Here is a 22,726-nt window from a genome sequence, read left to right as displayed (position 1 = left end):
GAGACTCAAGACTCGCTGGTCACATTTGCCGGATGAGCTTAACGATGGAACACCGTGAAGCGCTTATCGCGCTGCGACATTTTCTTTCAAGCCAGATCCTCGGCCAGGAAAAACTCATCGAAAGGCTGCTGATTGCCTTGCTCGCTGATGGCCATATGCTGGTTGAGGGCGCACCTGGGCTCGCCAAAACCAAGGCGATCAAGGAACTGGCTGAAGGCATTGAAGCCGAATTCCACCGTATTCAGTTCACCCCGGACCTGCTCCCGGCCGACATCACCGGCACCGAGATCTACCGCCCGGAAACAGGCAGTTTTGTGTTCCAGCAGGGGCCAATCTTCCACAACCTGGTGCTGGCCGATGAGATCAACCGGGCGCCAGCCAAGGTGCAATCGGCACTGCTCGAGGCCATGGCCGAACGCCAGGTCAGCGTCGGACGCAGCACCTATAACCTGTCGCCGCTGTTTCTGGTGATGGCCACGCAAAATCCGATCGAGCAAGAAGGCACCTATCCACTGCCCGAAGCCCAACTCGACCGCTTTTTGATGCACGTGAAGATCGGTTTCCCCGACGCCAGCGTCGAACGCAAGATCCTCGCCCAGGCCCGTGGCGAAGCGCTCAATGGCGAAACCAAGCCCGAGCAGCTGGTCAGTCAACAGGCAATCTTTGCCGCGCGCCAGGAAATCCTCGGCCTGTATATGGCCGATGCGGTGGAAGAGTATTTGGTGCAACTGGTGATGGCCTCGCGCACCCCGGCCAAATTCGACCCGGAACTGGCTGAATGGATTGCCTACGGCGCCAGCCCGCGCGGCTCGATTGCCCTGGATCGCTGTGCTCGGGCGCACGCCTGGCTGGCCGGTCGGGATTTTGTCAGCCCGGAAGATATCCAGGCCGTGCTGTTCGACGTCTTGCGTCACCGCATCATTCTCTCGTTCGAGGCAGAAGCCGCCGGCATCGACCAGGACCGCGTGGTGCAGCGCATTCTCGACGTTGTGGCGGTCGCCTAAGCGCCATGTTTGAGCAACCCACGCAGCCCGGCATTCGCGTCAGCCTCGGTGAACTGATCGAGATGCGCCACCGTGTGCGTGAAGTGCAGCTGTTTTCCACCCCGGCGCAGCGCAGCCCACTGATTGGCCTGCACCATTCCAAGCTACGTGGCCGCGGGGTCGACTTTGACCAGGTGCGCGTTTATCAACCCGGCGACGATGTGCGCACCATCGACTGGCGCGTGACCGCTCGGACCCAGGAGCCGCACACCAAGCTGTTCCATGAAGAGCGCGAGCGACCGATCTACATCATGGTCGAGCAAAGCCGGCAATTGTTCTTCGGCTCCGGGCTGATGCTTAAATCGGTCCTCGCCGCCCAGGCGGCTAGCCTGATTGGCTGGGCGGCGCTGGGCCATAACGACCGCATCGGCGGCCTGGTGTTCGGTGATCAGGAACACCACGAAGTCAAACCGCGGCGCAGCAAGCAGAGCCTGCTGCAACTGCTCAGCCGCCTGGCTAAAGCCAACCAAGCCCTGAGTAACGACAGCCAAGGCGAGCGCGACAGCTTTGGCCTGGCCCTGCGCCGCGCCCGCGAAGTGCTGCGCCCGGGCAGCCTGGTGGTGGTGCTGTGTGATGAACGCACCCTGAACGACAGCAGCGAGCAACAGCTACAACTGCTCGCGCGGCACACTGACCTGCTGCTGCTGCCGCTTTCCGATCCGCTCGACCATGCCCTGCCCAACGCCGGCCTGCTGCGCTTCAGCGAACAGGGTACGCAACTGGAACTCGACACCCAGAATGCCGAACTGCGCCAAGCCTACCGCAGCCTGGCCGATGCTCGTCAGGCACGCTGGCAGCGTCTGGCGCAGAAGCTCAGCGTGCCGTTGCTGCCATTGAGTACGCAAAGCGAAATGATTGAACAGCTGCGCGAACACATGAATGTTCAGCGCTCAAGGAAAGCTCTGTGAATCCGCTGGATCAACTCGAACCGCTGATCGCACCGCCGGCGATCAGTTGGTGGCCACCGGCGCCGGGCTGGTGGCTGCTCACCTTGCTGCTGCCGCTGCTGTTGTGGGCCGCCGTCACCTTACTCAAACGCCTACCGCACAAAACCAAGCAGGCTGAGCGCGACGCCCCTCTCGATCCATTGCGCCAGGCCGCCCTGATCGAACTCGAACAACTGCCCAAACCCTACGACGGTGCCGAAGCCGGCCCTTGGTTACAGCAGCTTAATGCCATCCTTAAACGCCTATGCCGTGAGCGCTACCCACAAAACCACAGCCACACCCTGAGCAGCCGCGCCTGGCTGGCCTTTCTCGACAGCCGCTGCCCAGCGGCGGGCTTGACCCGCTGGATGATTCTGGTCGAAGGCGCCTATCGCCCGCACTGCAGCCTGGATGACAAGGCCATCGCCGGCCTTAATCAGGCCGTGGCGATCTGGATTCGCAAACATGTTTGAATTTGCCTGGCCCTGGGTCTTTCTTCTCGCCCCCTTGCCCTGGCTGCTGCGCGCCTGGTTACCCCCTGCGGACAGTGGCGAGGCCGCGCTGAAAGTCAGCTTTCTGGCTGAACTGGAAAGCCTCAGTGGCCGTCGCGCCCGCCCCCGGCTGCCGGCCTTGCGCCAACAGGCACCGTTTGTGCTGATCTGGCTCTTACTGCTGCTCGCCTGTGCCCGCCCGCAATGGCTCGGTGAACCCCTGCCGCTGCCTGCAAGTGGCCGCGACCTGTTGCTGGCCGTGGATGTCTCCGGTTCCATGGACTACTCGGATATGACCTGGGAAGACCAGGAGGTCAGCCGCCTGACCTTGATCAAACACCTGCTCGGCGACTTTATCGACGGCCGCCAGGGTGATCGCGTCGGTTTGATCCTGTTTGGCAGCCGCGCCTACCTGCAATCCCCCCTGACCTTTGATCGGCAAACCGTGCTCACCTGGCTCAATGAGGCGCAAATCAATATCGCGGGCCCACAAACAGCCATCGGCGACGCCATTGGTCTGGCGGTCAAACGTTTGCGTGAACGCCCCGCGCAAAGCCGGGTGCTCATTCTTGTCACTGACGGTGCCAACAATGGCGGTGAAATTGACCCGATGACCGCTGCGCGCCTGGCTGCCGAGGAAGGCATCACCATTTATCCCATCGGTATCGGCGCCGACCCTGAACAAGGCGGCGTACTGGGCATGCTTGGCTTCAACCCCGGCATCGACCTGGACGAGCCAAGCCTGCGGGCGATTGCCGATGCCACCGGCGGCGAATACTTCCGTGCCCGTGACAGCGACGAATTGCAAGCCATCGAAGCCACTCTGGACCGCCTGGAGCCGGTGGCACAAAAACCAACCCTGGCGCGCCCAACACTGCCACTCTATCCCTGGCCACTGGGCCTTGCCCTCGCACTGAGCCTGCTGCTGGTCAGCCAAACGCTCTGGCCAACGCTGCAACAGCGCGTGCACACGTGGCTGGCCAAAGGGGGTAACGCATCATGAGCGAACTGAGCAGCCTCTGGCCGCACTGGCAACGGCCCTTATGGCTCTTACTGATCCCGCTTCTGGGCGTGCTGCTGTGGAAACTCTGGCACCGAGAAAAACGCAGCGGGCGCTGGCAAGCCTTGCTGCCGACCGCCTTCCAGGCGGCACTGCTGACAGCCGGCAGTGGACGCAACAGCCGCCTGCCCTGGCTAGCCCTCGGCCTGGTCTGGTTGCTTGCCGTGCTGGCGCTACTTGGACCGACTTGGCAACGTATCGAACAACACAACCCCAAACCGGCCGACCCGCTGGTGGTGCTGCTTGAGCTGACGCCGGAGATGCTCGCCAGCGACGCCTCGCCCAATCGCCTGGCCCAGGCCAAACGCAAACTGCTCGATCTGCTGGAACAGCGCCAGGATGCGCAAACGGCCATCATCGTCTATGCCGGCAGCGCGCACACCGTGGTGCCACTTTCCGACGACCTGTCCACCAGTCGTAACCTGCTCGACGCGCTGAATCCGGGGATCATGCCGGAGCCCGGCAAGCGCGCCGATCTGGCCGTGCTTAAGGCCCTGCAGCTGCTCGAACAGGGCGCCCAAGGCAACGGCCGCTTACTGCTGCTGACCAGCACCCTCAGCGAAATCGAGCGCCAGGGCATCGCCCAGGCACTCGGCCGCCGTGGCGAACGCTTGCACATTCTCGGGATTGGCAGCACCCAGGGCGCGCCGATCATTCAAGAGGACGGCTCGTTCCTCAAGGATGCCCAAGGAGCCATTCTACTGCCGCGCCTGGACAGCTTCGGCCTCAAGCGTTTTGCCAGTGAACTAGGCGGCCGCTACCAGGGCCTCACGCTGGATGAACAGGACTTGCGCAACCTCGGGCTGCTCGATGCGCCGCAACAGGTGCGCCGTGACGGCGAGCTGACCCGCCTGCAAGCCTGGGCAGACCAGAGCCACTGGCTATTGCTGCCGCTGCTATTACTCGCCGCCTGCGCCGCACGCCGCGGTTGGCTGCTGTGCCTACCGCTGTTGCTGCTGGGCCTGCCGCAGAACAGCTATGCCTTCAGCTTTGAAGACCTCTGGCTACGTGCCGACCAGCAAGGCCAGCGCCTGCTCGACGCGCAACAACCCGCAGAGGCCGCGCAGCGCTTCAATGACCCGCGCTGGCAAGGTCTTGCGCTCTATAAGGCGGGGGATTACGCCGCAGCTGCTGAACGTTTCGCCAACGGTGACACCGCCAGCGATCACTACAACCGTGGCAACGCCCTGGCGCGCAGTAATGAGCTGGAGGCCGCCATCGATGCCTATGCCCAGGCGCTGGAGTTGCAGCCTGATCTGGCTCAGGCGCAAAAAAACAAGGCGCTGGTGGAAAGCGTGTTGCAGCAAAAGCAGCGGCAACAAGATCAATCAGATGACTCGCAAGAATCCGGTGATGCGCAGAATCCGCCGAGTGAGCCGCCGCAAACTGGCCAGCCCGAACAAAATGCGCAGCAGCAGCAGTCCGAGCAAACGCCCGCCTCCCAGGGCGAGTCTCAGGAAGAACCTGCTGAACCGGGCAAGCAGCCCGCACCACCCAGCCCTGACGACGGCACAGAGAAACCGCCTGCATCGCCCGCAGAAGACGACGGCGACAGTAATGAAGAACAAATCGCCAACGCCGAACCGACTCTCGACAGCGAACGTCGCCAGGCATTGGAACAATGGCTGCGGCAGATCCCCGACGATCCGGGTGAGTTGCTGCGGCGTAAATTCAGGCTGGAACAACAACAGCGCCAGGAACAACTGCAATGAGCCGACTGCTCTGTACCCTTTTGCTTAGTCTGCTGACCCTAAACGTCAGCGCGCAGAGCCTGAACGCCACTGTCGACCGCACTCGCCTGAATGCCGGCGAGAGCGTCGAACTCACGCTTGAGTCCCAGGACACCACGCTATTCGGCAAACCCGACCTGCAGCCGCTCTATGAGTTGTTCGAGGTGCTCGGCACCCGCCAGGTCAATCGCCTGACCAATAATGGCAGTGCCGCGCAAGCCAGTACGCGCTGGATCATCACCCTCCAACCCAAGCACAGCGGCTATGTGGTGATACCACCGCTGAAACTTGCCCAGCTGCAAAGCACACCGATCACCCTGCACGTGCAGCAAGGCACGAGCGCCGCTGACAGCCGTTTAGCCCCGGTGTTTATCGATGCCAGCCTGGATCAGGAAAGCGTCTACGTGCAGGCGCAAACAGTGCTGACGCTGCGGATCTACCACTCTGTTTCACTTTACGATGACAGCAGCCTGAGCCCGCTCGAGATGCCCCAGGCCCGCGTTGAGCCGCTGGGTGAGCCGCGCACCTATGAGAAAGACATCAATGGCATACGCCATGGCGTGATCGAATTGCGCTACGCCATCTTCCCCCAAGAAAGCGGCGAGCTATTGATTCCCGCGCAAGCCTTTTCCGCCACGGCGGTTGATCGCGCCAGCAGCAATACCTACAACCCATTCGGCCCCCGGCCGGGCAAGGTGGTGCGGGTTAAGTCCCCAGAAATCCCACTGCAGGTGAAGGCCAAGCCGGCCAGCTATCCGCCCGACGCACCCTGGCTGCCAGCGCGCGCCGTGAGCCTAAGTGAAGTGTGGAGCCCGCAACCAGACGAGGCGAGAGTTGGCGACTCACTGACCCGCAGCCTGCTGCTCAAGGCCGAAGGGTTGGCCAGCGCACAATTACCGCCATTGCCCGCCACCCAGGTAAACGGCCTACGGCGCTACCCGGACCAGCCACAACTGGCCAATCAAGCCAGTGACAACGGACTGATAGGTAGCCGCGAAGAACGCGAAGCCTTGGTGGCCAATCGTGAAGGGATAATTGCCCTGCCGGCCATTGAAGTGCTGTGGTGGAACACCACAACCGATCAACTGGAGCGCAGCAATTTGCCAGCCCGCACCCTGCAGGTGGCCGCCAATCCGAACCTTGAGACGCTGGCGGTTGAAACCACACGACCTGTGCCCGTCAGCGTATCCACCGTACAACTCTGGCCTTGGCAGTTGAGCAGTGCGCTGCTGAGCCTGACCACCCTGCTCGGCTTTACCCTTTGGTGGCGTGCCCGCCGCCAGCCGGCCGTATTGCCGAACCAGCAAGCAGGCCCCAACCCACGCGATCTGCTCGACGAACTCAAGCGCACATGCCTGGCCAACGACACGCAAGCGACCCGCCATGCATTGGATGCCTGGGCCCGCCAACAGCCGGAAACCCTTGCTGATATGGCCGCGCGCTTTACCCCGCTGTCCGACGCCCTCGACGGCCTGAATGGCGCCCTGTACAGCGAAAGCGGCCAACACTGGCAGGGCCGTAACCTGTGGCTGGCGATCCGTAGCCTACCCGCCGCAGAAGACCTCGAAGGCACCGCCAGCCAAGACACCAGCGCCCTGCCACCGCTGTATCCGCGCTAGTCAGAGAGCAGGCACACACAGTGTTTGCAAGGCGAGTGAGTGGCGCAAAGCCGGACTTGAGCATTAGCTGCGTAATCAATGTGCCGCCTAACCCAGCAGCAGTTATCGGGTTGCCTCGCTAACGGGTTACGGGGCAGCCATGAAGGTACAGGCCGTAGGAGGGGCTTTAGCCGCGAGCTTTTGCTATTCAGCACGTAGCCCGAACAAGCTCAGCGCAGTCCCGGGCATGGATGCTTGCGCAGTGGCCTGTGAGTTGGGCGGAGGCTGCCTCCCGGATTGCGCCAAGACTTATCCGGGCTACGGAGCCCACTGTTGTGGAGCGGCCTGGCCGCGACACTTCCAGAATCAACACGCTTCGCGGGCAAGCCAGCGCCACAAAAGCCATCTGCAGACCTAACGCCTAGGCAATAAAAAACCGCGACCCAAGGGCCGCGGTTTTTAGTGGGGCTGCGTATCAGGCTCAGGCCTTGTTGCGCAGCTTCTCTGGGTTGATCAGGAAGCGTGCCAGAGCAGGCAGCAGCCAGATCGCGCCAATCATGTTCCAGAGGAACATAAAGGTCAGCATCAAGCCCATGTCAGCCTGGAACTTGATCGTCGAGAAGATCCAGGTGGCCACACCGATCGCCAGGCAAACGCCGGTGAACAGCACCGCTTTACCTGTCGACTTGAGCGTCTCGTAATAGGCTTCCTGCAACGACAAACCTTGACGCAAGTAGGTCTCCAGACGGCTGTAGATATAGATGCCGTAGTCGACACCAATACCCACACCCAGGGCGATTACTGGAAGCGTCGCGACCTTCACACCAATGCCCATATAGGCCATCAACGCGTTGCCCAGCACCGAAGTCAGTACCAGCGGCAGGATTACGCACAGTGTTGCGGCCAACGAACGGAAGGTCAGCAGGCACATGATGCTCACGGCCGCATACACCGCGATCAGCATGGTGGTTTCAGACGCGGCAATCACCTCATTGGTGGCCGCCTCGATACCCGCGTTACCGGCCGCCAGGATGAACTCCAGGCCGTCCTTGTTGTTCTCTTTGGCAAACTCTTCGGCAACGTTAACCGCACGCGTCAGGGTTTCGGCCTTATGGTCGGTGAGGAAGATCAGCACCGGCGCCACTGAGCAATCGCCATTATACAGGCCATCGGCCCGGGCAATGGAGTTGTTCAGTACGTCCTGGTTACGCGACAGGGTTTCCCATTTCAGGTTGCCCTCGTTCATGCCCTTGATCACCTGACGCGACACGGTGACCATGGAAATGGCCGACTGCACGCCTTCGGTGTTCTCCATCTTCCACATCAACTCATCCATGGCCGACAGAGTCGGGTAAGTCGAGCAGCCTTCAGCCGCCGTCTTGACCATGATCACCAGAACATCGGAGCTGGTGGAGTAGTTGCGGATGACGAAGTCGTTATCCAGGTTGTAACGCGAATCCGGATGCAGCTCCGGTGCACCTTGGTCAAGGTCACCGATCTTCAGGTTCTGCCCGTACCACACACCGCCAGCCAAGGCGACGACCGCCACCACCACGGAAATCGGGGCCACCATGGGGTGCGCGCAGTTCGAGATTAAGCGCCAGAACGGGTGTTCTTTAACCGCGTCTTCACGGCTGATCTGCACCGCTTTCTTGCTGATGCCGATATAGGAAATCATCACCGGCAGCAGAATCAAGTTGGTCAGGATGATTACCGCGACACCCATGGAGGCGCCAATGGCCAGCTCGCGGATCACACCGATGTCGATCAACAACAGGGTGATAAAGCCCACGGCGTCCGACAACAGCGCGACCAACCCCGGAATAAACAGCTGACGGAAGGCCATGCGTGCGGCTGACAGCGAGTCGGTTGCCTCGCCAGAAGCCATGGCAATACCGTTAATCTTCTGCACACCGTGGGAAATACCGATGGCAAACACCAGAAACGGTACCAGCATCGAATAAGGGTCAAGACCAAAACCTAGGGTGTGCAACAGGCCCAACTGCCAGACCACGGCAATCAGGGTGGTCAATACCACCGCCAGGGTGCTCTTGAAGCAGTGGGTGAACCACAGCAGCAGCACGAAGGTGATGGCGATTGCCACAGCAAAGAACAGTGCCACGCCAATCAGGCCATCGATCAAATCACCGACTTTCTTGGCAAAACCGATAATGTGGATTTTGACGTTGGGGTTCTGCGCTTCGTACTTGTCGCGGATCTTCTCTTCCAGTTCGTGGGAGAACTTCTGGTAATCCAGCGGGATCTGCTTGCTCTGATCTGCAGGGTCGGCATAGGACTCCAGCAACGGCAAATCGACAATGCTCGATTTGAAGTTGTTGGCCACCAGACGGCCGATCTGCCCGGACTTGAGGATGTTGCTGCGCAGCTCCTCCAGGCTTTCGGAAGAACCGTCGTAGGTTTGCGGAATCACTTCACCGCCGGCAAAACCTTCTTCAGTCACTTCGGTCCAGCGTACGCTTGGGCTCCACAGCGACTTCAGGCCAGAACGATCGACACCCGGAATATAGAAGGCTTCGTCGTTGATCTGACGCAGCGTCTCCATGTATTCCTTGCTGAAGATATCGCCGTCCACCGCTTCCACCGAGATGCGCACGGTGTTACCCAGGTTAGCCAGATCATTACGGTGCTCAAGCATCTTCTGGATGTAGGGATGCCCCAGCGGAATCATCTTCTCGAAGCTGGTCTGCGGACGTACTTGCGCCGCCTGGAAGAACAGAAACAAACTGATCAACAAGCACAGCAGAATCACGGCCGGACGATTGTTGAAAATCAACCGCTCTAGAAAGGAGGCAGGTTGTTGTTGATGCTTACTCATGCAAAGGCTCCCGGCTTATTGTTGTTGGCCCAGATCAGCGCCCGTAGGTGCAGCAGCGTGAACGCCACCCTGCCCTACTAGAATCAGATTGCCGTTTTCCATTGCTGCAACGCCAGCCAGCGAAAGCCGGTCGGCACGATTGGTCACACTGAAATTGCGGCCGTTGTCGGTACTCTTGAGTACTGTGCCACCATGCCCAACCACCACAATGGAACCGTCGGCCAGACGGTTACCGTCAGCCAGACCAAACTCAAGCGGGCCATTGTTAGCAGTGTTCAGGCTAATCGCCTGCCAGGTGGTACCGAAGTCGGCGGAACGGAACAAATGCCCGCGCAGGCCATAGACCAGCAGCGTTCCGGCTTCATCAGTACCCAGGGCACCGAACAGCGAACCCTCGTAAGGCCCTTCCAGGGTTTCCCAGGTCTGCCCCCAATCTGGGGAACGGAACATCACCCCCTGCTCGCCGACGACGAACAGGCCAGAGTCTTTGACTTCGACAATGGCGTTCAGGTGATAGGCATCTTCGTTATCCATGCGCTCGCTGATGTCTTCCCAGTTGGCGCCACCATCGGTGCTTTCCAACAAGGCGCCATACGCGCCGACGGCATAACCGTTGTTGCGGTCTTTGAACCAGACATCCAGTAGCGGCGCTTCACGCTCAAGGTCTTCGAACTGCTTGACCCATGTCGCGCCGCCATCGGTCGTGGCGAGAATCTGCGCATCGTGGCCCACGGCCCAGCCATGGCTGTCGTCGATAAAGAACACGGCAGTGAGCATTTGCTTGGTCGGCACTTTGGCCTGAACCCAGCTGGCGCCATTGTCATCGGAGTAGAGGATGTGCCCGCGATCACCGACGGTGACCAGGCGTTTACCCAGGCTGGCGACATCGAGCAAAAGCGTGTGTGAGGCTTTAGCAGACATTACTGAAAATTTACTGCCTGCATTGCCGGCAGCTTGCAGTGGCGCACTGGCCAACATCAGCATGGATAGCACACCGCACAGCGACAGCGCTTTGGCTATCGGTGAGTGGCGGAGCACCGGTGTGCGGGAAAACCCCACAGCATGACCGGCCTGGGTGCGCCGCATAACGGGCTCACTCATATACCTTCCCCCTTATTCTTATAGGTAGCACTACGCTTATAGCAGTACGCCTATCCTACTGAGCTTTCAAAAGGCCTGACAATCGGCGCGACGTTATGTTTTGTTAAACCCGGCCGTCTACCATGCCCTGTTCGACTGACAAATAGCAAAAGGCCGCTACAACAGTAGCGGCCTTTTGCTCAACCTAGTCGCGGCTTAACGCGTACCGCGGCGACGCAGCGCAGCAGGCTTGAAGTAACCGTCATCCGGCACGGCCTGGCTGAAGTCGATGGTGCTTGGCTCTTCGTTATCCAGGTTTTGCACGTGATAACGACGCGCCTGCAGGTCATGGAAGGTATCCAGCGCAGACCAGGTGGTCGGCAGGTCATAGTAGTTTTTCAGGTAGGCAATCGAGACGCGCCACAACTCGCCGCGACCGTCGTACTGATCAGCCACAGCAACCTGCCAGCTGTCCTCGTCGAGGAACAAGGTACGCTTGGAATAAATATGGCGAGCGCCAGACTTCAGCGTGCCCTCAACCACCCATACGCGGTGCAATTCGTTACGCGTAAACGCCGGATTCAGGTGACCCACTTGCAGCAGGTCCTCGTACTTGACGTCCGGGCTGGTGACTTTGTAGCTGTTGTAAGGAATATAGATTTCCTTCTTGCCCACCAGCTTCCAGTCATAACGATCTGGCGAGCCGTTGATCATGTCGGTGTCGTCTGCAGTGCGCAGGCCGTCAGCCGCAGCAATCGGCGTGTCATAGGCCAGGTTAGGCGCACGACGGACGCGACGCTGACCGGCGTTATAGCCCCAAGCCTGACGCGGCTCTTTTACCTGGTCGAGGGTTTCGTGTACCAGTACTGCACCACCGGCCAAACGCGCAGGGCTCTTGGTGAAGGACAGGTAGTAGAACATGATGTTGTTCAGGTCGGCTGCGGTCCCTTTCGGGTCGTAGAACTTGAACATGGCTTCCTGCTGCGAGGTCACCAGGGAGTAGCTGCCGTTACGCTGCACAGCCACTTCGGATGCACGACGCACAATGTAAGTACCACGGTAGCGGGCAATGTGGTTCCACAGCGCCTCTACACCATTCTGCGGGATCGGAAATGGAATACCGCCGTAGGCATCGGAGAAGCCGTTACCGCCATCGAGCAGCTTGGCAGTGGTGGCGTTCTTCAGCGTGTTGTCATACACCCACTGCGGCGCCGAGCCAGAGCGGCGGGTCTGGTAGACCGGCATCTGGTAGCTATTAGGGTATGTGTTGAACATGGCAATCTGACCTGGGGTCAGGTTGTCTTTGTACTGGTCGAGGTTGGCCTTGGTGATGGTGAACAGCGGCTTATCACCGGCGAAGGGGTCAATGTGGTGCTGGCCCGGCTGGGTATAACCTGCCGGCGCCTTGGTGATACCACCCGTCCACTCAGGGATGGTGCCCGCCGCGTTACCGGCTTTATCGGCACCAAACGGGGTAAGGCTTTCGCCCAACTTGGCCGCTTCTTGCGGCGAAACTGCAGCCAGCGCGCTGCCAGCGGACAAGGCCAGCGCAATGGCAGCACCCATCAGCGTGTGCTTTTTCAGCATCTTGATTCTCCGTGAAATAAGTCATCAACCGAGCGCCCGCAAGCACTCGGTATTTTCTAGTTATGCTTAGAAGGAATACTTGACGTTCAGACCGATATTGTCGCGATCACGGCTGCCGTTATTTTGGCCAGCACCATAGAACTCGGTGTATTGGATCTCAGCTTCCAAGCTGTTCAGGTAACTGGCACGCATACCCAAAGTGTACGCCTGGCGACCTTCGATAAAGTTACCGGTCTGATGCGAGTTACCTTCAAAGTCATTTTTATAAACCGCGAAAGGCGAGACGTTTACACCTGCATAAACGTCGTTCCAAGTACCCGACAGTACCAGGGTATAGCCATAGGAGTTCTTGTTGATCTGGTCTTCACGGTCATAGCCGGAGATATAAGAGCCATTGCCACGACCAGAGTAATAACGATTAACTCCGTTATAACCCCTGTATTGCAGGCCATCACCGCGCAAATGCTCGGAAGCCAGTTCAGCAATACCAAACAAGGAATCGAAGCTCAATGCCGGGCCGAAGTTATGGATGGCACCCAACGACAGGTTATAGGCCTCGACTCGTGTGTAGTTGCTGATCGAATCGCCCAAACGAACAGTCTGACCGGCAACCAGAGCGGACCCATCAAGCCCGCCGAAAGCTGGGCCAGCCAGTGCAGGGTTATTGTTGGACAGCTTTGCGGCCTGCCCGATCAAATCCCCCAAAAGGTCGTTAGTGGTAGCAATACCAATCGGTAGATTCGGGCGATAGGCCAACTCACCAAACACCGATGTTTCGTTCAGTGTGGTGTTGAAGCTCAAGCCATACATGCGGATATCTTCCGCGTACTCACGACGAGCCTGAACGTTGGCCAGCGTATCGAGCGTGGTCAAACCACCGGCTGCCGGCACAAATCCACCCCAGCCAGCAGGGCCAGCACAAGCTGCACCACCACCACCTGCCGCACAAAGCCCCTGAGCAACCTGTACCATATCAACACCAGCATAAGAACCAAGATCTGCATAGATCGACGGCTCCTTAGCGTGGTAGTTGACCATGTAGAAGCCGAATTCAGTCGAGTTCAGCTCTTCCGCGACATAACGGAAGTTCACGCCATATTGGCCATCATTCTTGGCGTTGAGATCACCCTTCACATCAGCCACATGAACAAGCGTACTGCCTGGATAAGTGAAGTTCTTGCCGCCTGCGCACAGACCACCTACACCACACAAAGCACCAGTATTGTAGAGACCTAGAACGGAGCCACCTGGAACGGGCTGAGGCGCGACCAACGCGGTGCCGGCCAGCGAGGTATAGGCAGTATTGCCACCGTCAGCAAACAGATCCGTTTCAGAGAAGAACGTGCCGCTCGGATCAATCGCACTCTCTTTCCAGTTGAACTGGTAAAAGGTTTCCATCGACAGGTTATCGGTCAAACCCAGGTTGAAGCTAAGCGCCTCGACCGGCACCAACACTTCTTTCAGTTCCGAACCAGGCAGGCGGAACTTGGCAGCATCCACTGGGTTAGTGGTGTTGATGCCACCACGGTAGAACAGGCCTTCGCCCCAATTGAATACCTGCTTGCCAATACGACCGGTGACTGGCATATCCGCAATGTCCCAGTTGCCATACAGATAGGCATCAAGGATCTGTGCATCGCGGCCCGCCTTGTGGCGGGTTTCATAGGTAAAGCTGTTATCCCGCGGATAGCTCTGGCTCGGCTGCGCGGGGGTATTGTTGTCGTAGTAGTCGTTACGTTTATCCATGATCTGCGTGTCATAGAACGCAGACCCACGAATGAAAGCGCCATAATTCTGGTAAGTCACTTCCAGATCGGTTGTGATCTTGAACACTTCGGAAACCAAACCAGTGTCGAAATTACGATTACCGTCGTTGGCGTTAACGTCGTTATTGGTCTTGTCCTGACCCTGTACGCGCCAGAGTTGGCCGTAGGACACGGTGGTGTCGATGGAGCCGGTGATTTCATTGTCGGCGAAGCTGAATTCCACGGCCTGGGCATGCGCAGCCACCAGCAGAGGCAGGATGCCTACAAACGCAAAACCTGCCTTGGCAGGCGCAAAACGCAATACGGGCTTACGGGACTTAATTTCCATCGAAACGCTTCTCCGTGTACAGATCATCTTTTTTGCACCCAAACCACCGGGCACGTTATGGCCGTACTGATGACGACCTTAAATGTTGATTGGAAGGCAACCCCCAACGCGCTTACACGCACCCCACTGATTGGCATACACCATGACGAGGTCAAATCTGCTTAGCACCTGCAACCATGGTGCCAATTCAAACGGTCGTATAAAAAATAGCCACACGCCGTGACAGAACTACTCAACCGAACTGTGACTGATCATTCAGCAAACAAATAAAGCGAGGGATTCGCGCAGACTGCATCTTTTGTCCTACGATCTGGCGCGTTTTGCCACTCAAGCCCGAAATAGAGCGCTCAGCGCTTTCAAATAATTCAGCCAGGGTCAAGCCCAACCGCTAATAAAAGCGCCGCACGAGGTGGCTACAACTTGATGGGTAACAGATAAGTGTTACCTGACTAGAGCAAGTAACACTTTCACGCGGTCAATAAGGCCTGAAATAAGACCCTGCGAGCCGATGCATTGCACATGGCTCACAGGATCGACCTTAAGTATTAGTACGACGCAAAAAACAGCCGACACATGGCCGCTCAGATTTAATTGGGCGGCGCGCTGCAGCATAAATTACGCCACAGCGATTAATCCGCCAGACTCTTGCTGACCACTTCATAGACATCACTGGACAGCTCACCCGAGCCTAGAATGCGCTGCAACTCAGCCTTCATTTGCGCCTGACGGGCACTGCCATATTTAGCCCAACGAGTGAGTGGCGCCAGCAAGCGCGAAGCGATCTGTGGATTGAGGGCATTCAGGGTGATCACCTGATCAGCAAGGAAGCGGTAGCCACTGCCGTCGGCCTGGTGGAAGCCCAGCAAGTTCTGCCCAGCAAAAGCGCCGATCAAGGCGCGCACCTTGTTCGGGTTTTTCAGGGTAAACGCCGGGTGCTGCATCAACTGCTCAACGCGCTGCAGCGCGCCTGGCAAGGCGCATGCAGCCTGTACGCTGAACCACTGATCCATGACCAACGGATTGTCCTTGAAGTAGTCAGCAAAGCTGGCCAGCGCTGCGGCCTTCTCAGTCTCAAATGGCGAATTGACCAGTACGGCCAAGGCTGCCAAGCGCTCGGTCATGTTGTCGGCGTTTTCAAACTGCTCCAGGCACGCCGCCAACACCTCAGCATTACCGCTGAGCATCAGGTAGGACAGCGCAATGTTCTGCAGGCTCCGCCGGGCAAAGTGCTCGGCCTCGGCCACATAGGCGCTATTGCGGGACACTTCACGGTTAGCCTGATAACGCTGCCACAGCAGATCAAACAGTGCATCGGCGAGCTGCTGGCGGGCAAATTCTCGAGCCGCGTGGATGGCCTCGACATCGGCCACTTCACTGATTTGAGTCAAATACGCCTCGCCTGGCAGCGAGAGCATCTCAGCGACCATGGCCTGATCCAGCGAGTCGTCCGCCAACAGGGTACGGAAGGCCTCAACCAGACGCTGATCGAGCACCAGCGGCTCGCCGCGTTGATGCTCACCGATCAAGTCTTGTAGCACCTGCACGGATAACTGTTGGCCGGCCTCCCAGCGATTAAAACCATCACTGTCATGCTGCATCAGGAACATCAATTGATCGCGGCTGTAGGGGAAGCTCAGCTTGATCGGCGCTGAAAACCCACGCAGCAAGGAAGGCAGTGGCTTTTCCGCCACGTTGATAAAGGTGAACGCCTGTTCGGCTTCGCTCACCTGCAGTACGCGCGCGCCCGCTAAGGCCGTATCTTCGCCCACCAACTGCAGCGGCAACTCACGCCCTTGGGCATCGAGCAACGCCAACTCAACAGGAATCACAAAAGGCAGCTTCTGCGCCTGTCCCGGCGTCGCAGGACAGCTTTGGCGGAACGCCAGACGGTAGCTATTGGCCGCCGCGTCATAGCTTTCGCTGACTTCCAGATGCGGCGTACCCGCCTGACTGTACCAGCGCTTGAACTGGGTCAGGTCGATACCATTAGCCTCTTCCATCGCGCGGATAAAATCGTCGCAGGTCACAGCCTGGCCATCATGGCGCTCGAAATACAGATCACTGCCTTTGCGGAAGCCCTCTGCGCCGACCAAGGTACGGATCATCCGCACCACTTCCGAGCCCTTCTCGTAGATCGTCAGGGTGTAGAAGTTGGAGATTTCCATGTAGGCGTCCGGACGGACCGGGTGAGCCATCGGGCCGGCATCTTCGGCGAACTGGTGGGTACGCAGGTAGGCCACGTCCTCAATGCGCTTGACGGTACGCGAGTGCATGTCGGCGCTGAACTCGGCGTCGCGGAACACGGTGAAACCTTCCTTGAGCGACAGCTGGAACCAGTCACGGCAGGTCACGCGATTGCCCGACCAGTTGTGGAAGTACTCGTGGGCCACCACCGCCTCGACCCGCTGGTGGGCAGCGTCAGTGGCAGTTTCGGCCTTGGCCAGCACGCAGCTGGAGTTGAAGATATTCAGGCCCTTGTTTTCCATGGCGCCCATGTTGAAGTCGTTGACCGCGACGATCATAAAGATGTCGAGGTCGTACTCACGGCCATAGACCTCTTCATCCCACTTCATGGACTTCTTCAGGCTGTCCATGGCGTGCTGGCATTTGTCGATATTTTCCGGCTCGACATAGATACGCAGCGCCACTTCGCGCTCGCTCATGGTGGTGAAGCTGTCTTCCACACACCAGAGATCACCCGCCACCAGCGCAAACAGGTACGCCGGCTTCATAAACGGATCTTCCCAGGTCGCCCAATGCCGACCATCACCCTCGTTACCGCTGGCAATCGGGTTGCCGTTGGACAGCAGCACCGGGTAGCTGTGCTGCTCGGCGCTCAGGGTGGTGGTGAACTTGCTCATCACATCTGGGCGGTCAAGGTAGTAAGTGATTTTGCGGAAGCCCTCAGCCTCGCACTGGGTGCAGAACATACCGCTGGATTTGTACAGGCCTTCCAGAGCGGTGTTGCTTTCGGGGTGGATGCGCACACTGCTGTCGATCACGAAGTTCGCAGCGGTTGGCTGCAAGGTCAGGTGACTGTCGCTCAGCTGGTAATCAGCGGCACTCAGTTCGCGGTCATCCAGCACCAGCGACAGCAGTTCCAGCTGCTGGCCGTCCAGCACCAGCGGCGGCATGCGGGCTTCCGACAGGCCGCTGCCGGCCGCCGGATTACGCCGCATCACCAGCTGCGCATGTACCAGGGTGTGGTCCTCGAACAACTCGAAGGTCAGGTGCGTTTCATCGATCAGATAATCCGGAACCTGGTAATCCTTGAGGTAGATCATCTTCGGCTGTTCGGTGCGCATGGCGTGTGGCCCTTTATCTACGGCGCGCAGGCGCCGGATTGGCGAATAGAAAACTCAGACGGCCAGTTCGTGGACGGCGAGTTGATAAGCGGTGTATTTGCGGATATTGATCACGCCGGTGTCGAACATCAGGTACTGCCCCTTGATGCCCAGCAGCGTGCCTTCGGCTAGCGGATTCTTGTCCAGATTGAAACTGCTGATCTTGGCCGGGTAGCCCTCAATCGGATAGGCAATCTGCACCACAGGCTGATCACTCAGCGGCTGAATGGCCTGAATACCAAAGCGCTGCTGCAATTCAGTCAAGCCGCTGCTGCAATTGGCAAACAACTGCTCGCGCACGGCGATAAGGTCGACCGGCGCCGCATCACCTTTGAGCAGCGCGCGCCAGTTGGTTTTGTCCGCCACCTGACTGCGCAGCAGGTCTTCAACAAAGCCGGACTGCTGGCGAGTGGCGACGCGCAAGATCGGCAGCGCTTGGCTAGCACCCTGATCGATCCAGCGGGTGGGGATTTGCGTGGCGCGGGTAATACCGACCTTCACTCCAGAAGAGTTAGCCAAATAGACCACGTGATCGGTCATGCAAAACTGCTCGCCCCAACTCGGCTCGCGGCAGGTGCCGGCGTCATAGTGGCAACGCTCGGGACTCATGATGCAGATGTCGCACTGCGCCAGTTTCTGCATACAGGGGTAGCAATAGCCCTGGCTGTAACTGTTTTTAGTCTTGCGCCCACAATGGCTGCAGTGGATCGCGCCGAGGAATTCCAGGCGCAGGGTTTTACCGATCAGCGGATTGACTGGCAGCAGCTCATCGCCCAGGCGAAAGCTGTATTGCACCGGCGCGTCCAACTGTGCAGCCATTTTGCTCAGGGCACCGCGGGCTAACTCACTCATCAGTGCAGGGTATCCGAGGACTTGAACAACAGATTGGGCACTGGCGCGGATTTCGAGCTGCATTCCTGCGGGCCCATATAACCGATACGCTCTTCTTCTGGGAGATTTTGGCTTTCCCAGGCGATCAGCGCCTGCAGCGTCAGTTCTTTCTGCTCCTGGGTCAGCTTGCGGCCATCCGGCCATTTACCGATTTCCACAGCCAGCTTGAGGCTCTGATAAATCTCAGGGGTGATGTTTTCAATCGCTTCAATAAAAGACGACATGACGCCTCCAAATGCAAAGTGGCAGTTTACCAGCCTGATGAATAACTAACTGTGTTGCCGGCGCGCCAGCACACCGCCAAGCAGCCCGGTCAGGCAACCAGCCAGCAGGCCCCCGACGTGCGCGGCATTGGCAATCGCGCCAAATTGCAGCAACTCGAAGATTCCGGTCATGCAGATCAGCAGCCAGGCCAGCATCATCACCAACACTCCCGGCGGTAGTCGATAGGCCGGCGTGGGGGCTAAGCGCTGGAAGATCCAGCAATGCCCAAGCAAGCCATAGAGCACGCCGGACAGCCCGCCAAACAGCGAAGGCCCGGCATGCAGGTACTGCGCGAAGTTGGCCGCCAGACTGAACAGCAAGGTGAGCAGCAACAGCATCAACGGCCCTTGCCGCACCTCGATTCGTCGTCCCAACTCCCAGTACCACAGGGTGTTCATCGCCAAATGGAGAATGCCGAAGTGAATCAGCATGGGCGTCAACAGCCGCCACCACTGGCCACTGGCCAAAGTCCCGTTGAGGTAGTCGAAATAGATGTAATCGCCCTGCACGCGGTAATCGACAAAACTCAGCCAGCTCACTGCCGCCAGGTTATCGCCGAGCAACGTCAGGGCCGCAACGATAAAGGTCAGTAACAGCACAGCAGCGGTCATACGACTGGCGCGCAGTTGCTGGACAAAACTCGGCGGGGTATTGGCTGCACGCGGCGGCGGATCAAGCGTGACAGCAGCGTCCCCCAGCGGATAACGCGCATAGAGCGCACATACCTGTTCGGCCAATTGCTCGTCAGGCACCCAGAGCACCTGCTCACCCGCCTCTTCCGCGACCCGGTGCGGCACCTGCAACCGCTGTAGCAAGCCGATAAAGCCGCTCAAGTCGACCTGTTCGGGTAAACGCATCGCCGCGACGCCGCTCATGGTCGCGCCTCCGGGCTGTCAACATTGACCCACACAAACTTATTGGGATCCAAGCGCACCTCCTGGTCGAGTCGATAGGCGACCATCTTGCCGTTGAGGACGGCGCTGTAATCCAGACAGGCCAGGTTGCTGCGAATCGGCGCAGGTTTGCCGCTGCGCCAGTAGTGGCCAACAAACAACAACGGCTGATCTGCCCCGTACTTGAGCAACTCGGTCTTCTGCGACTCGCTGAGCGGCATCTGCGCCGCCAACTCCGGCAAGGCATCGGGCTGAAAGACGATATCGCCGTACGTTTGTGGGTCTTCTTCCCAGAACTTGGTGCGAAAGTGCGCGCGGGTAAAACCGTCATCACTGGTCAGGGTCATGCCATGTGGCAGGCGCATGTCGGTGCCCCGCAACAAACGATCAAACGCAGTATTGGCAAAACTGCCATGCACTGCGGCGGCCTGCAGGAAATGCTCATCAATGCAGCCATCGGCAAACTGCGCACGCAATGGCTCGATCAGGCTGGCGTCCCAGCAGGCATGCACCACGCGAAAAAAACCCGCATCAATAAACAGCGGTAACTCATAGAACCAGTCGAGAAACGACTGCCACTCAGCGGGGTATGCCTCGAACTGTTCGAGGGTTTCCTTGATCAGACGGGCATGCCGCGGCGTGTGCTCACGGACGAACTGCTGGCCACTGCCGGGCGCGGCCGGTGTGCTCCAGGCCAACGCATTGAATTCATGGTTGCCCATGATGCACAGCGCCTGACCGGCCGCGACCATGTCACGCACCAGGTGCAAGGCTTCACGGATGCGCGGACCACGGTCAACCAAGTCGCCGAGAAAAATCGCCATACGCTGTGGATGACGCCAAACACCCGCCTGCTGCCGATAGCCCAGGGTCGTCAGTAGATGCTCCAGGGTTTTCGCGCAGCCATGAATATCGCCAATCAAATCGTAACCACGCGCAGGATCGAGGTGCATTAATCACCCCCGCCGAGCCGGCTACCCCAGCCCAGTTTGTTGCGGCAGACCTCGTAGAAGTTGTGGTCAAGCGGATGAATCAGGCGCAGCTTCTGCGGCCGTTTGGCCACAGTAATGGTGTCACCCGGGGCACAGGTGAAGTGGTTTTGTCCGTCACAGGAGATCAGTGGATAAATCTGCAAATCCTTGGACACGACGATTTTCAGCTCGCTGTTGCCGTCCACCACGATTGGCCGGCTAGACAACGTATGCGGGTACATCGGCACGATCACGATGGCATCTAGTTTGGGGTGCATGATCGGCCCGCCCGCAGACAACGCATAGGCCGTCGAGCCAGTCGGCGTCGCGACAATCAGGCCGTCAGCCTTTTGGCTAAGGACGAACTGGCCGTCGATATACAGCTCAAACTCGATCATCCGTGTCGACTTACCGGGATGCAGCACCACGTCATTAAGCGCATCACCCTGACCGATGGCTTCACCATGACGGCGTACTTCGGATTGAAGCAGAAAGCGATTCTCCGTCAGGTAGTGCCCTTCAAGCACCTGCGCGACCTTCACCTCCAGCTCATCGGGGCGAATATCGGTGAGAAAGCCCAAACTGCCACGGTTCACACCCAGCACCGGCACCTTGTGCCGCGCCAGCGCGCGCGCCGCACCGAGCATGCTGCCGTCACCGCCAACCACAATCACCAGATCGCAGATTTCCCCAAGAATCTTCCGCGAGGAAGTCTGCAGGCCATGACCGGGTAGCACTTCGGCAATGGTGTCTTCGAGAATCACATGCAGGTGACGAGCGAGCAGAAATTTCTTCAGCCGGCGAATGGTATCCAGCACCTGGGTGCTGCCCAGCCGACCGATGATGCCAATATTACGAAATTGCTCCATGGGGCTCCCGCCAGGCTCTATCTAATGGCTCGGATTATGGGCGAAAGGCTATGGCAGCAGCAAACCGCTGACCGGCTCTGCGCTATGCTCGCAGCATGATGCCCTTCCCTTCGCTCACCGAGTTGCCCACGCACCTACGCCAACCTGCCGTCCGTGATCTAGCGTGGGCGCTGCTTTCTCCACCGCTGCTGGCAGACTCACCCTGGCCACAGCGCCACCCGCTCAGGGCCAGCAGCTGGAGCCAGCACCCCGAAAAACTGGCTGACTGGTTAATGAGCCTGGATGCCGACAGCCATGCACTGCAGCAGTGGCTAAGCCAACACTCGGTGCGCCGTTTGGGGCTGTACTACGAACGCCTCTGGCAGTTTGCCCTGCACGCTGCGCCCGACGTTGAAGTGCTAGCCGCCAACCTGCCCATCCGCCTGCACGGCCATACCCTGGGTGAGCTGGATATGTTGCTGCGTGATGACGAAGGTGTGCATCACTTGGAACTGGCCATCAAGCTGTACCTGGGCCAGCCGCATTGCAGCGGCGCGGATCCTGCGCATTGGCTCGGCCCAGGCAGCCACGACCGCCTGGATATCAAATTGGCGCATTTAGGTCAGCACCAGTTGCCGCTTTCATCACGGACTGAAGCCCTACAGAGGCTGGCTGAGCTGGATATTCAGCGACCCCAGGCGGCACTCTGGCTGGCCGGCTACCTGTTTCGCCCTTGGCGGCAAGCCTATGCCGCACCGCACGGAGAGAACCCGGCCCATTTGCGTGGGCGCTGGCTCCATCGCGCAGACTGGGCACACTTTGCCATGCAGCACCCTGGTCACTGGCAAGCACTGCCACGCCAGGCCTGGCTGGCCCCCGCACGTATTGAGCAAGAGCAACTGTGGACGTGCGAGCAATTTACCCACTGGCTGGCGGCATTGCCTAACGATGCCAATGCGCAGTTACTTGTGCACTTAATTGAAGCCCCGCAACAACACTGCTGGCGGGAAGCCGAGCGGGTGTTTCTGGTGAATGATCAATGGCCGGCGCAGGCCACCGAATAACTGGGT

At 58.9% G+C, this 22,726-nt stretch carries 17 protein-coding genes; 7 read left to right on the top strand and 10 right to left on the bottom strand.

What is annotated here, in order from left to right; translation table 11 throughout:
* The first annotated feature begins 44 nt into the window (after window positions 1-44).
* From N1078_RS09645 to N1078_RS09620, 6 genes are read left to right on the top strand one after another with little or no spacing between them, the layout of a single operon-like run.
* On the top strand, window positions 45-1,004 hold the full coding sequence (locus N1078_RS09645; protein ID WP_274087950.1) for an AAA family ATPase: 960 nt from the start codon (window positions 45-47) through the stop codon (window positions 1,002-1,004).
* 5 nt (window positions 1,005-1,009) lie between these two features.
* Entirely contained in the window at window positions 1,010-1,951 is a 942-nt protein-coding gene (locus N1078_RS09640; RefSeq protein WP_274087949.1) for a DUF58 domain-containing protein, read from the top strand.
* Window positions 1,948-2,442, top strand: a complete 495-nt coding sequence (locus N1078_RS09635) for a DUF4381 domain-containing protein (RefSeq protein WP_274087948.1) — start codon at window positions 1,948-1,950, stop codon at window positions 2,440-2,442. Before N1078_RS09640 ends, N1078_RS09635 begins: the two co-directional genes overlap by 4 nt.
* Window positions 2,435-3,463 carry a vWA domain-containing protein gene (locus tag N1078_RS09630; protein ID WP_274087947.1) on the top strand — a complete coding sequence of 343 codons (1,029 nt, stop codon included), beginning with the start codon at window positions 2,435-2,437 and terminating at the stop codon, window positions 3,461-3,463. Before N1078_RS09635 ends, N1078_RS09630 begins: the two co-directional genes overlap by 8 nt.
* On the top strand, window positions 3,460-5,232 hold the full coding sequence (locus N1078_RS09625; protein WP_443218101.1) for a VWA domain-containing protein: 1,773 nt from the start codon (window positions 3,460-3,462) through the stop codon (window positions 5,230-5,232). The genes N1078_RS09630 and N1078_RS09625 overlap by 4 nt, the downstream gene beginning before the upstream one ends.
* Window positions 5,229-6,869, top strand: a complete 1,641-nt coding sequence (locus N1078_RS09620; protein WP_274087946.1) for a BatD family protein — start codon at window positions 5,229-5,231, stop codon at window positions 6,867-6,869. The genes N1078_RS09625 and N1078_RS09620 overlap by 4 nt, the downstream gene beginning before the upstream one ends.
* A 460-nt stretch (window positions 6,870-7,329) precedes the next feature.
* Here the strand turns inward: N1078_RS09620 and N1078_RS09615 are convergent, their stop codons facing one another.
* The 10 genes from N1078_RS09615 to N1078_RS09570 form a co-directional block, all read right to left on the bottom strand.
* On the bottom strand, window positions 7,330-9,684 hold the full coding sequence (locus tag N1078_RS09615) for an efflux RND transporter permease subunit (protein ID WP_274087945.1): 2,355 nt from the start codon (window positions 9,682-9,684) through the stop codon (window positions 7,330-7,332).
* A 15-nt stretch (window positions 9,685-9,699) separates the two neighbouring features.
* Complete coding sequence (locus N1078_RS09610) at window positions 9,700-10,785, bottom strand: WD40/YVTN/BNR-like repeat-containing protein (protein ID WP_443218100.1); 1,086 nt, start codon at window positions 10,783-10,785, stop codon at window positions 9,700-9,702.
* Window positions 10,786-10,980: 195 nt separating this feature from the next.
* Window positions 10,981-12,351 carry a DUF1329 domain-containing protein gene (locus tag N1078_RS09605; RefSeq protein WP_274087944.1) on the bottom strand — a complete coding sequence of 457 codons (1,371 nt, stop codon included), beginning with the start codon at window positions 12,349-12,351 and terminating at the stop codon, window positions 10,981-10,983.
* A gap of 66 nt (window positions 12,352-12,417) precedes the next feature.
* Entirely contained in the window at window positions 12,418-14,445 is a 2,028-nt protein-coding gene (locus N1078_RS09600) for a DUF1302 domain-containing protein (protein ID WP_274087943.1), read from the bottom strand.
* A gap of 629 nt (window positions 14,446-15,074) precedes the next feature.
* Complete coding sequence (pepN, locus tag N1078_RS09595; RefSeq protein WP_274087942.1) at window positions 15,075-17,750, bottom strand: aminopeptidase N; 2,676 nt, start codon at window positions 17,748-17,750, stop codon at window positions 15,075-15,077.
* A 54-nt stretch (window positions 17,751-17,804) separates the two neighbouring features.
* A complete protein-coding gene (locus N1078_RS09590) occupies window positions 17,805-18,641 on the bottom strand; it encodes a DUF2797 domain-containing protein (RefSeq protein ID WP_274087941.1) in 837 nt (278 codons plus the stop codon).
* Complete coding sequence (locus tag N1078_RS09585; RefSeq protein ID WP_274087940.1) at window positions 18,641-18,904, bottom strand: YeaC family protein; 264 nt, start codon at window positions 18,902-18,904, stop codon at window positions 18,641-18,643. The genes N1078_RS09590 and N1078_RS09585 overlap by 1 nt, the downstream gene beginning before the upstream one ends.
* Before the next feature lie 45 nt (window positions 18,905-18,949).
* The gene (locus N1078_RS09580) at window positions 18,950-19,819 is read right to left on the bottom strand and encodes a rhomboid family intramembrane serine protease (RefSeq protein ID WP_274087939.1); all 870 of its coding nucleotides are present in this window, start codon (window positions 19,817-19,819) and stop codon (window positions 18,950-18,952) included.
* Window positions 19,816-20,790: a metallophosphoesterase gene (locus tag N1078_RS09575; RefSeq protein WP_274087938.1), complete on the bottom strand. Its 975-nt coding sequence runs from the start codon at window positions 20,788-20,790 to the stop codon at window positions 19,816-19,818. The genes N1078_RS09580 and N1078_RS09575 overlap by 4 nt, the downstream gene beginning before the upstream one ends.
* Window positions 20,790-21,677: an NAD(+) kinase gene (locus tag N1078_RS09570; protein ID WP_274087937.1), complete on the bottom strand. Its 888-nt coding sequence runs from the start codon at window positions 21,675-21,677 to the stop codon at window positions 20,790-20,792. The genes N1078_RS09575 and N1078_RS09570 overlap by 1 nt, the downstream gene beginning before the upstream one ends.
* Window positions 21,678-21,772: 95 nt before the next feature.
* On the opposite strand from N1078_RS09570, the gene N1078_RS09565 reads away from it, so the two are divergent.
* Window positions 21,773-22,720, top strand: coding sequence for a DUF1853 family protein (locus N1078_RS09565; RefSeq protein ID WP_274087936.1), 948 nt, complete (start codon window positions 21,773-21,775; stop codon window positions 22,718-22,720).
* Window positions 22,721-22,726: the final 6 nt, after the last annotated feature.

Source organism: Pseudomonas sp. MIL19 (assembly GCF_028680365.1).
GTDB lineage: Bacteria > Pseudomonadota > Gammaproteobacteria > Pseudomonadales > Pseudomonadaceae > Aquipseudomonas > Aquipseudomonas spirodelae.
This window is presented reverse-complemented; position numbering and strand designations above follow the sequence as displayed.

Excerpts from the sequence above, each read along its gene's own strand:
- N1078_RS09605 (WP_274087944.1), bottom strand. The coding sequence starts at position 12,351 with ATGCTGAAAAAGCACACGCTGATGGGTGCTGCCATTGCGCTGGCCTTG.
- N1078_RS09570 (WP_274087937.1), bottom strand. The coding sequence starts at position 21,677 with ATGGAGCAATTTCGTAATATTGGCATCATCGGTCGGCTGGGCAGCACC.
- N1078_RS09610 (WP_443218100.1), bottom strand. The coding sequence starts at position 10,785 with ATGAGTGAGCCCGTTATGCGGCGCACCCAGGCCGGTCATGCTGTGGGG.
- N1078_RS09645 (WP_274087950.1), top strand. The coding sequence starts at position 45 with ATGGAACACCGTGAAGCGCTTATCGCGCTGCGACATTTTCTTTCAAGC.
- N1078_RS09625 (WP_443218101.1), top strand. The coding sequence starts at position 3,460 with ATGAGCGAACTGAGCAGCCTCTGGCCGCACTGGCAACGGCCCTTATGG.
- N1078_RS09620 (WP_274087946.1), top strand. The coding sequence starts at position 5,229 with ATGAGCCGACTGCTCTGTACCCTTTTGCTTAGTCTGCTGACCCTAAAC.
- N1078_RS09565 (WP_274087936.1), top strand. The coding sequence starts at position 21,773 with ATGATGCCCTTCCCTTCGCTCACCGAGTTGCCCACGCACCTACGCCAA.
- N1078_RS09630 (WP_274087947.1), top strand. The coding sequence starts at position 2,435 with ATGTTTGAATTTGCCTGGCCCTGGGTCTTTCTTCTCGCCCCCTTGCCC.
- N1078_RS09590 (WP_274087941.1), bottom strand. The coding sequence starts at position 18,641 with ATGAGTGAGTTAGCCCGCGGTGCCCTGAGCAAAATGGCTGCACAGTTG.
- N1078_RS09615 (WP_274087945.1), bottom strand. The coding sequence starts at position 9,684 with ATGAGTAAGCATCAACAACAACCTGCCTCCTTTCTAGAGCGGTTGATT.
- N1078_RS09585 (WP_274087940.1), bottom strand. The coding sequence starts at position 18,904 with ATGTCGTCTTTTATTGAAGCGATTGAAAACATCACCCCTGAGATTTAT.
- N1078_RS09640 (WP_274087949.1), top strand. The coding sequence starts at position 1,010 with ATGTTTGAGCAACCCACGCAGCCCGGCATTCGCGTCAGCCTCGGTGAA.
- N1078_RS09600 (WP_274087943.1), bottom strand. The coding sequence starts at position 14,445 with ATGGAAATTAAGTCCCGTAAGCCCGTATTGCGTTTTGCGCCTGCCAAG.
- N1078_RS09580 (WP_274087939.1), bottom strand. The coding sequence starts at position 19,819 with ATGAGCGGCGTCGCGGCGATGCGTTTACCCGAACAGGTCGACTTGAGC.
- N1078_RS09575 (WP_274087938.1), bottom strand. The coding sequence starts at position 20,790 with ATGCACCTCGATCCTGCGCGTGGTTACGATTTGATTGGCGATATTCAT.
- pepN (WP_274087942.1), bottom strand. The coding sequence starts at position 17,750 with ATGCGCACCGAACAGCCGAAGATGATCTACCTCAAGGATTACCAGGTT.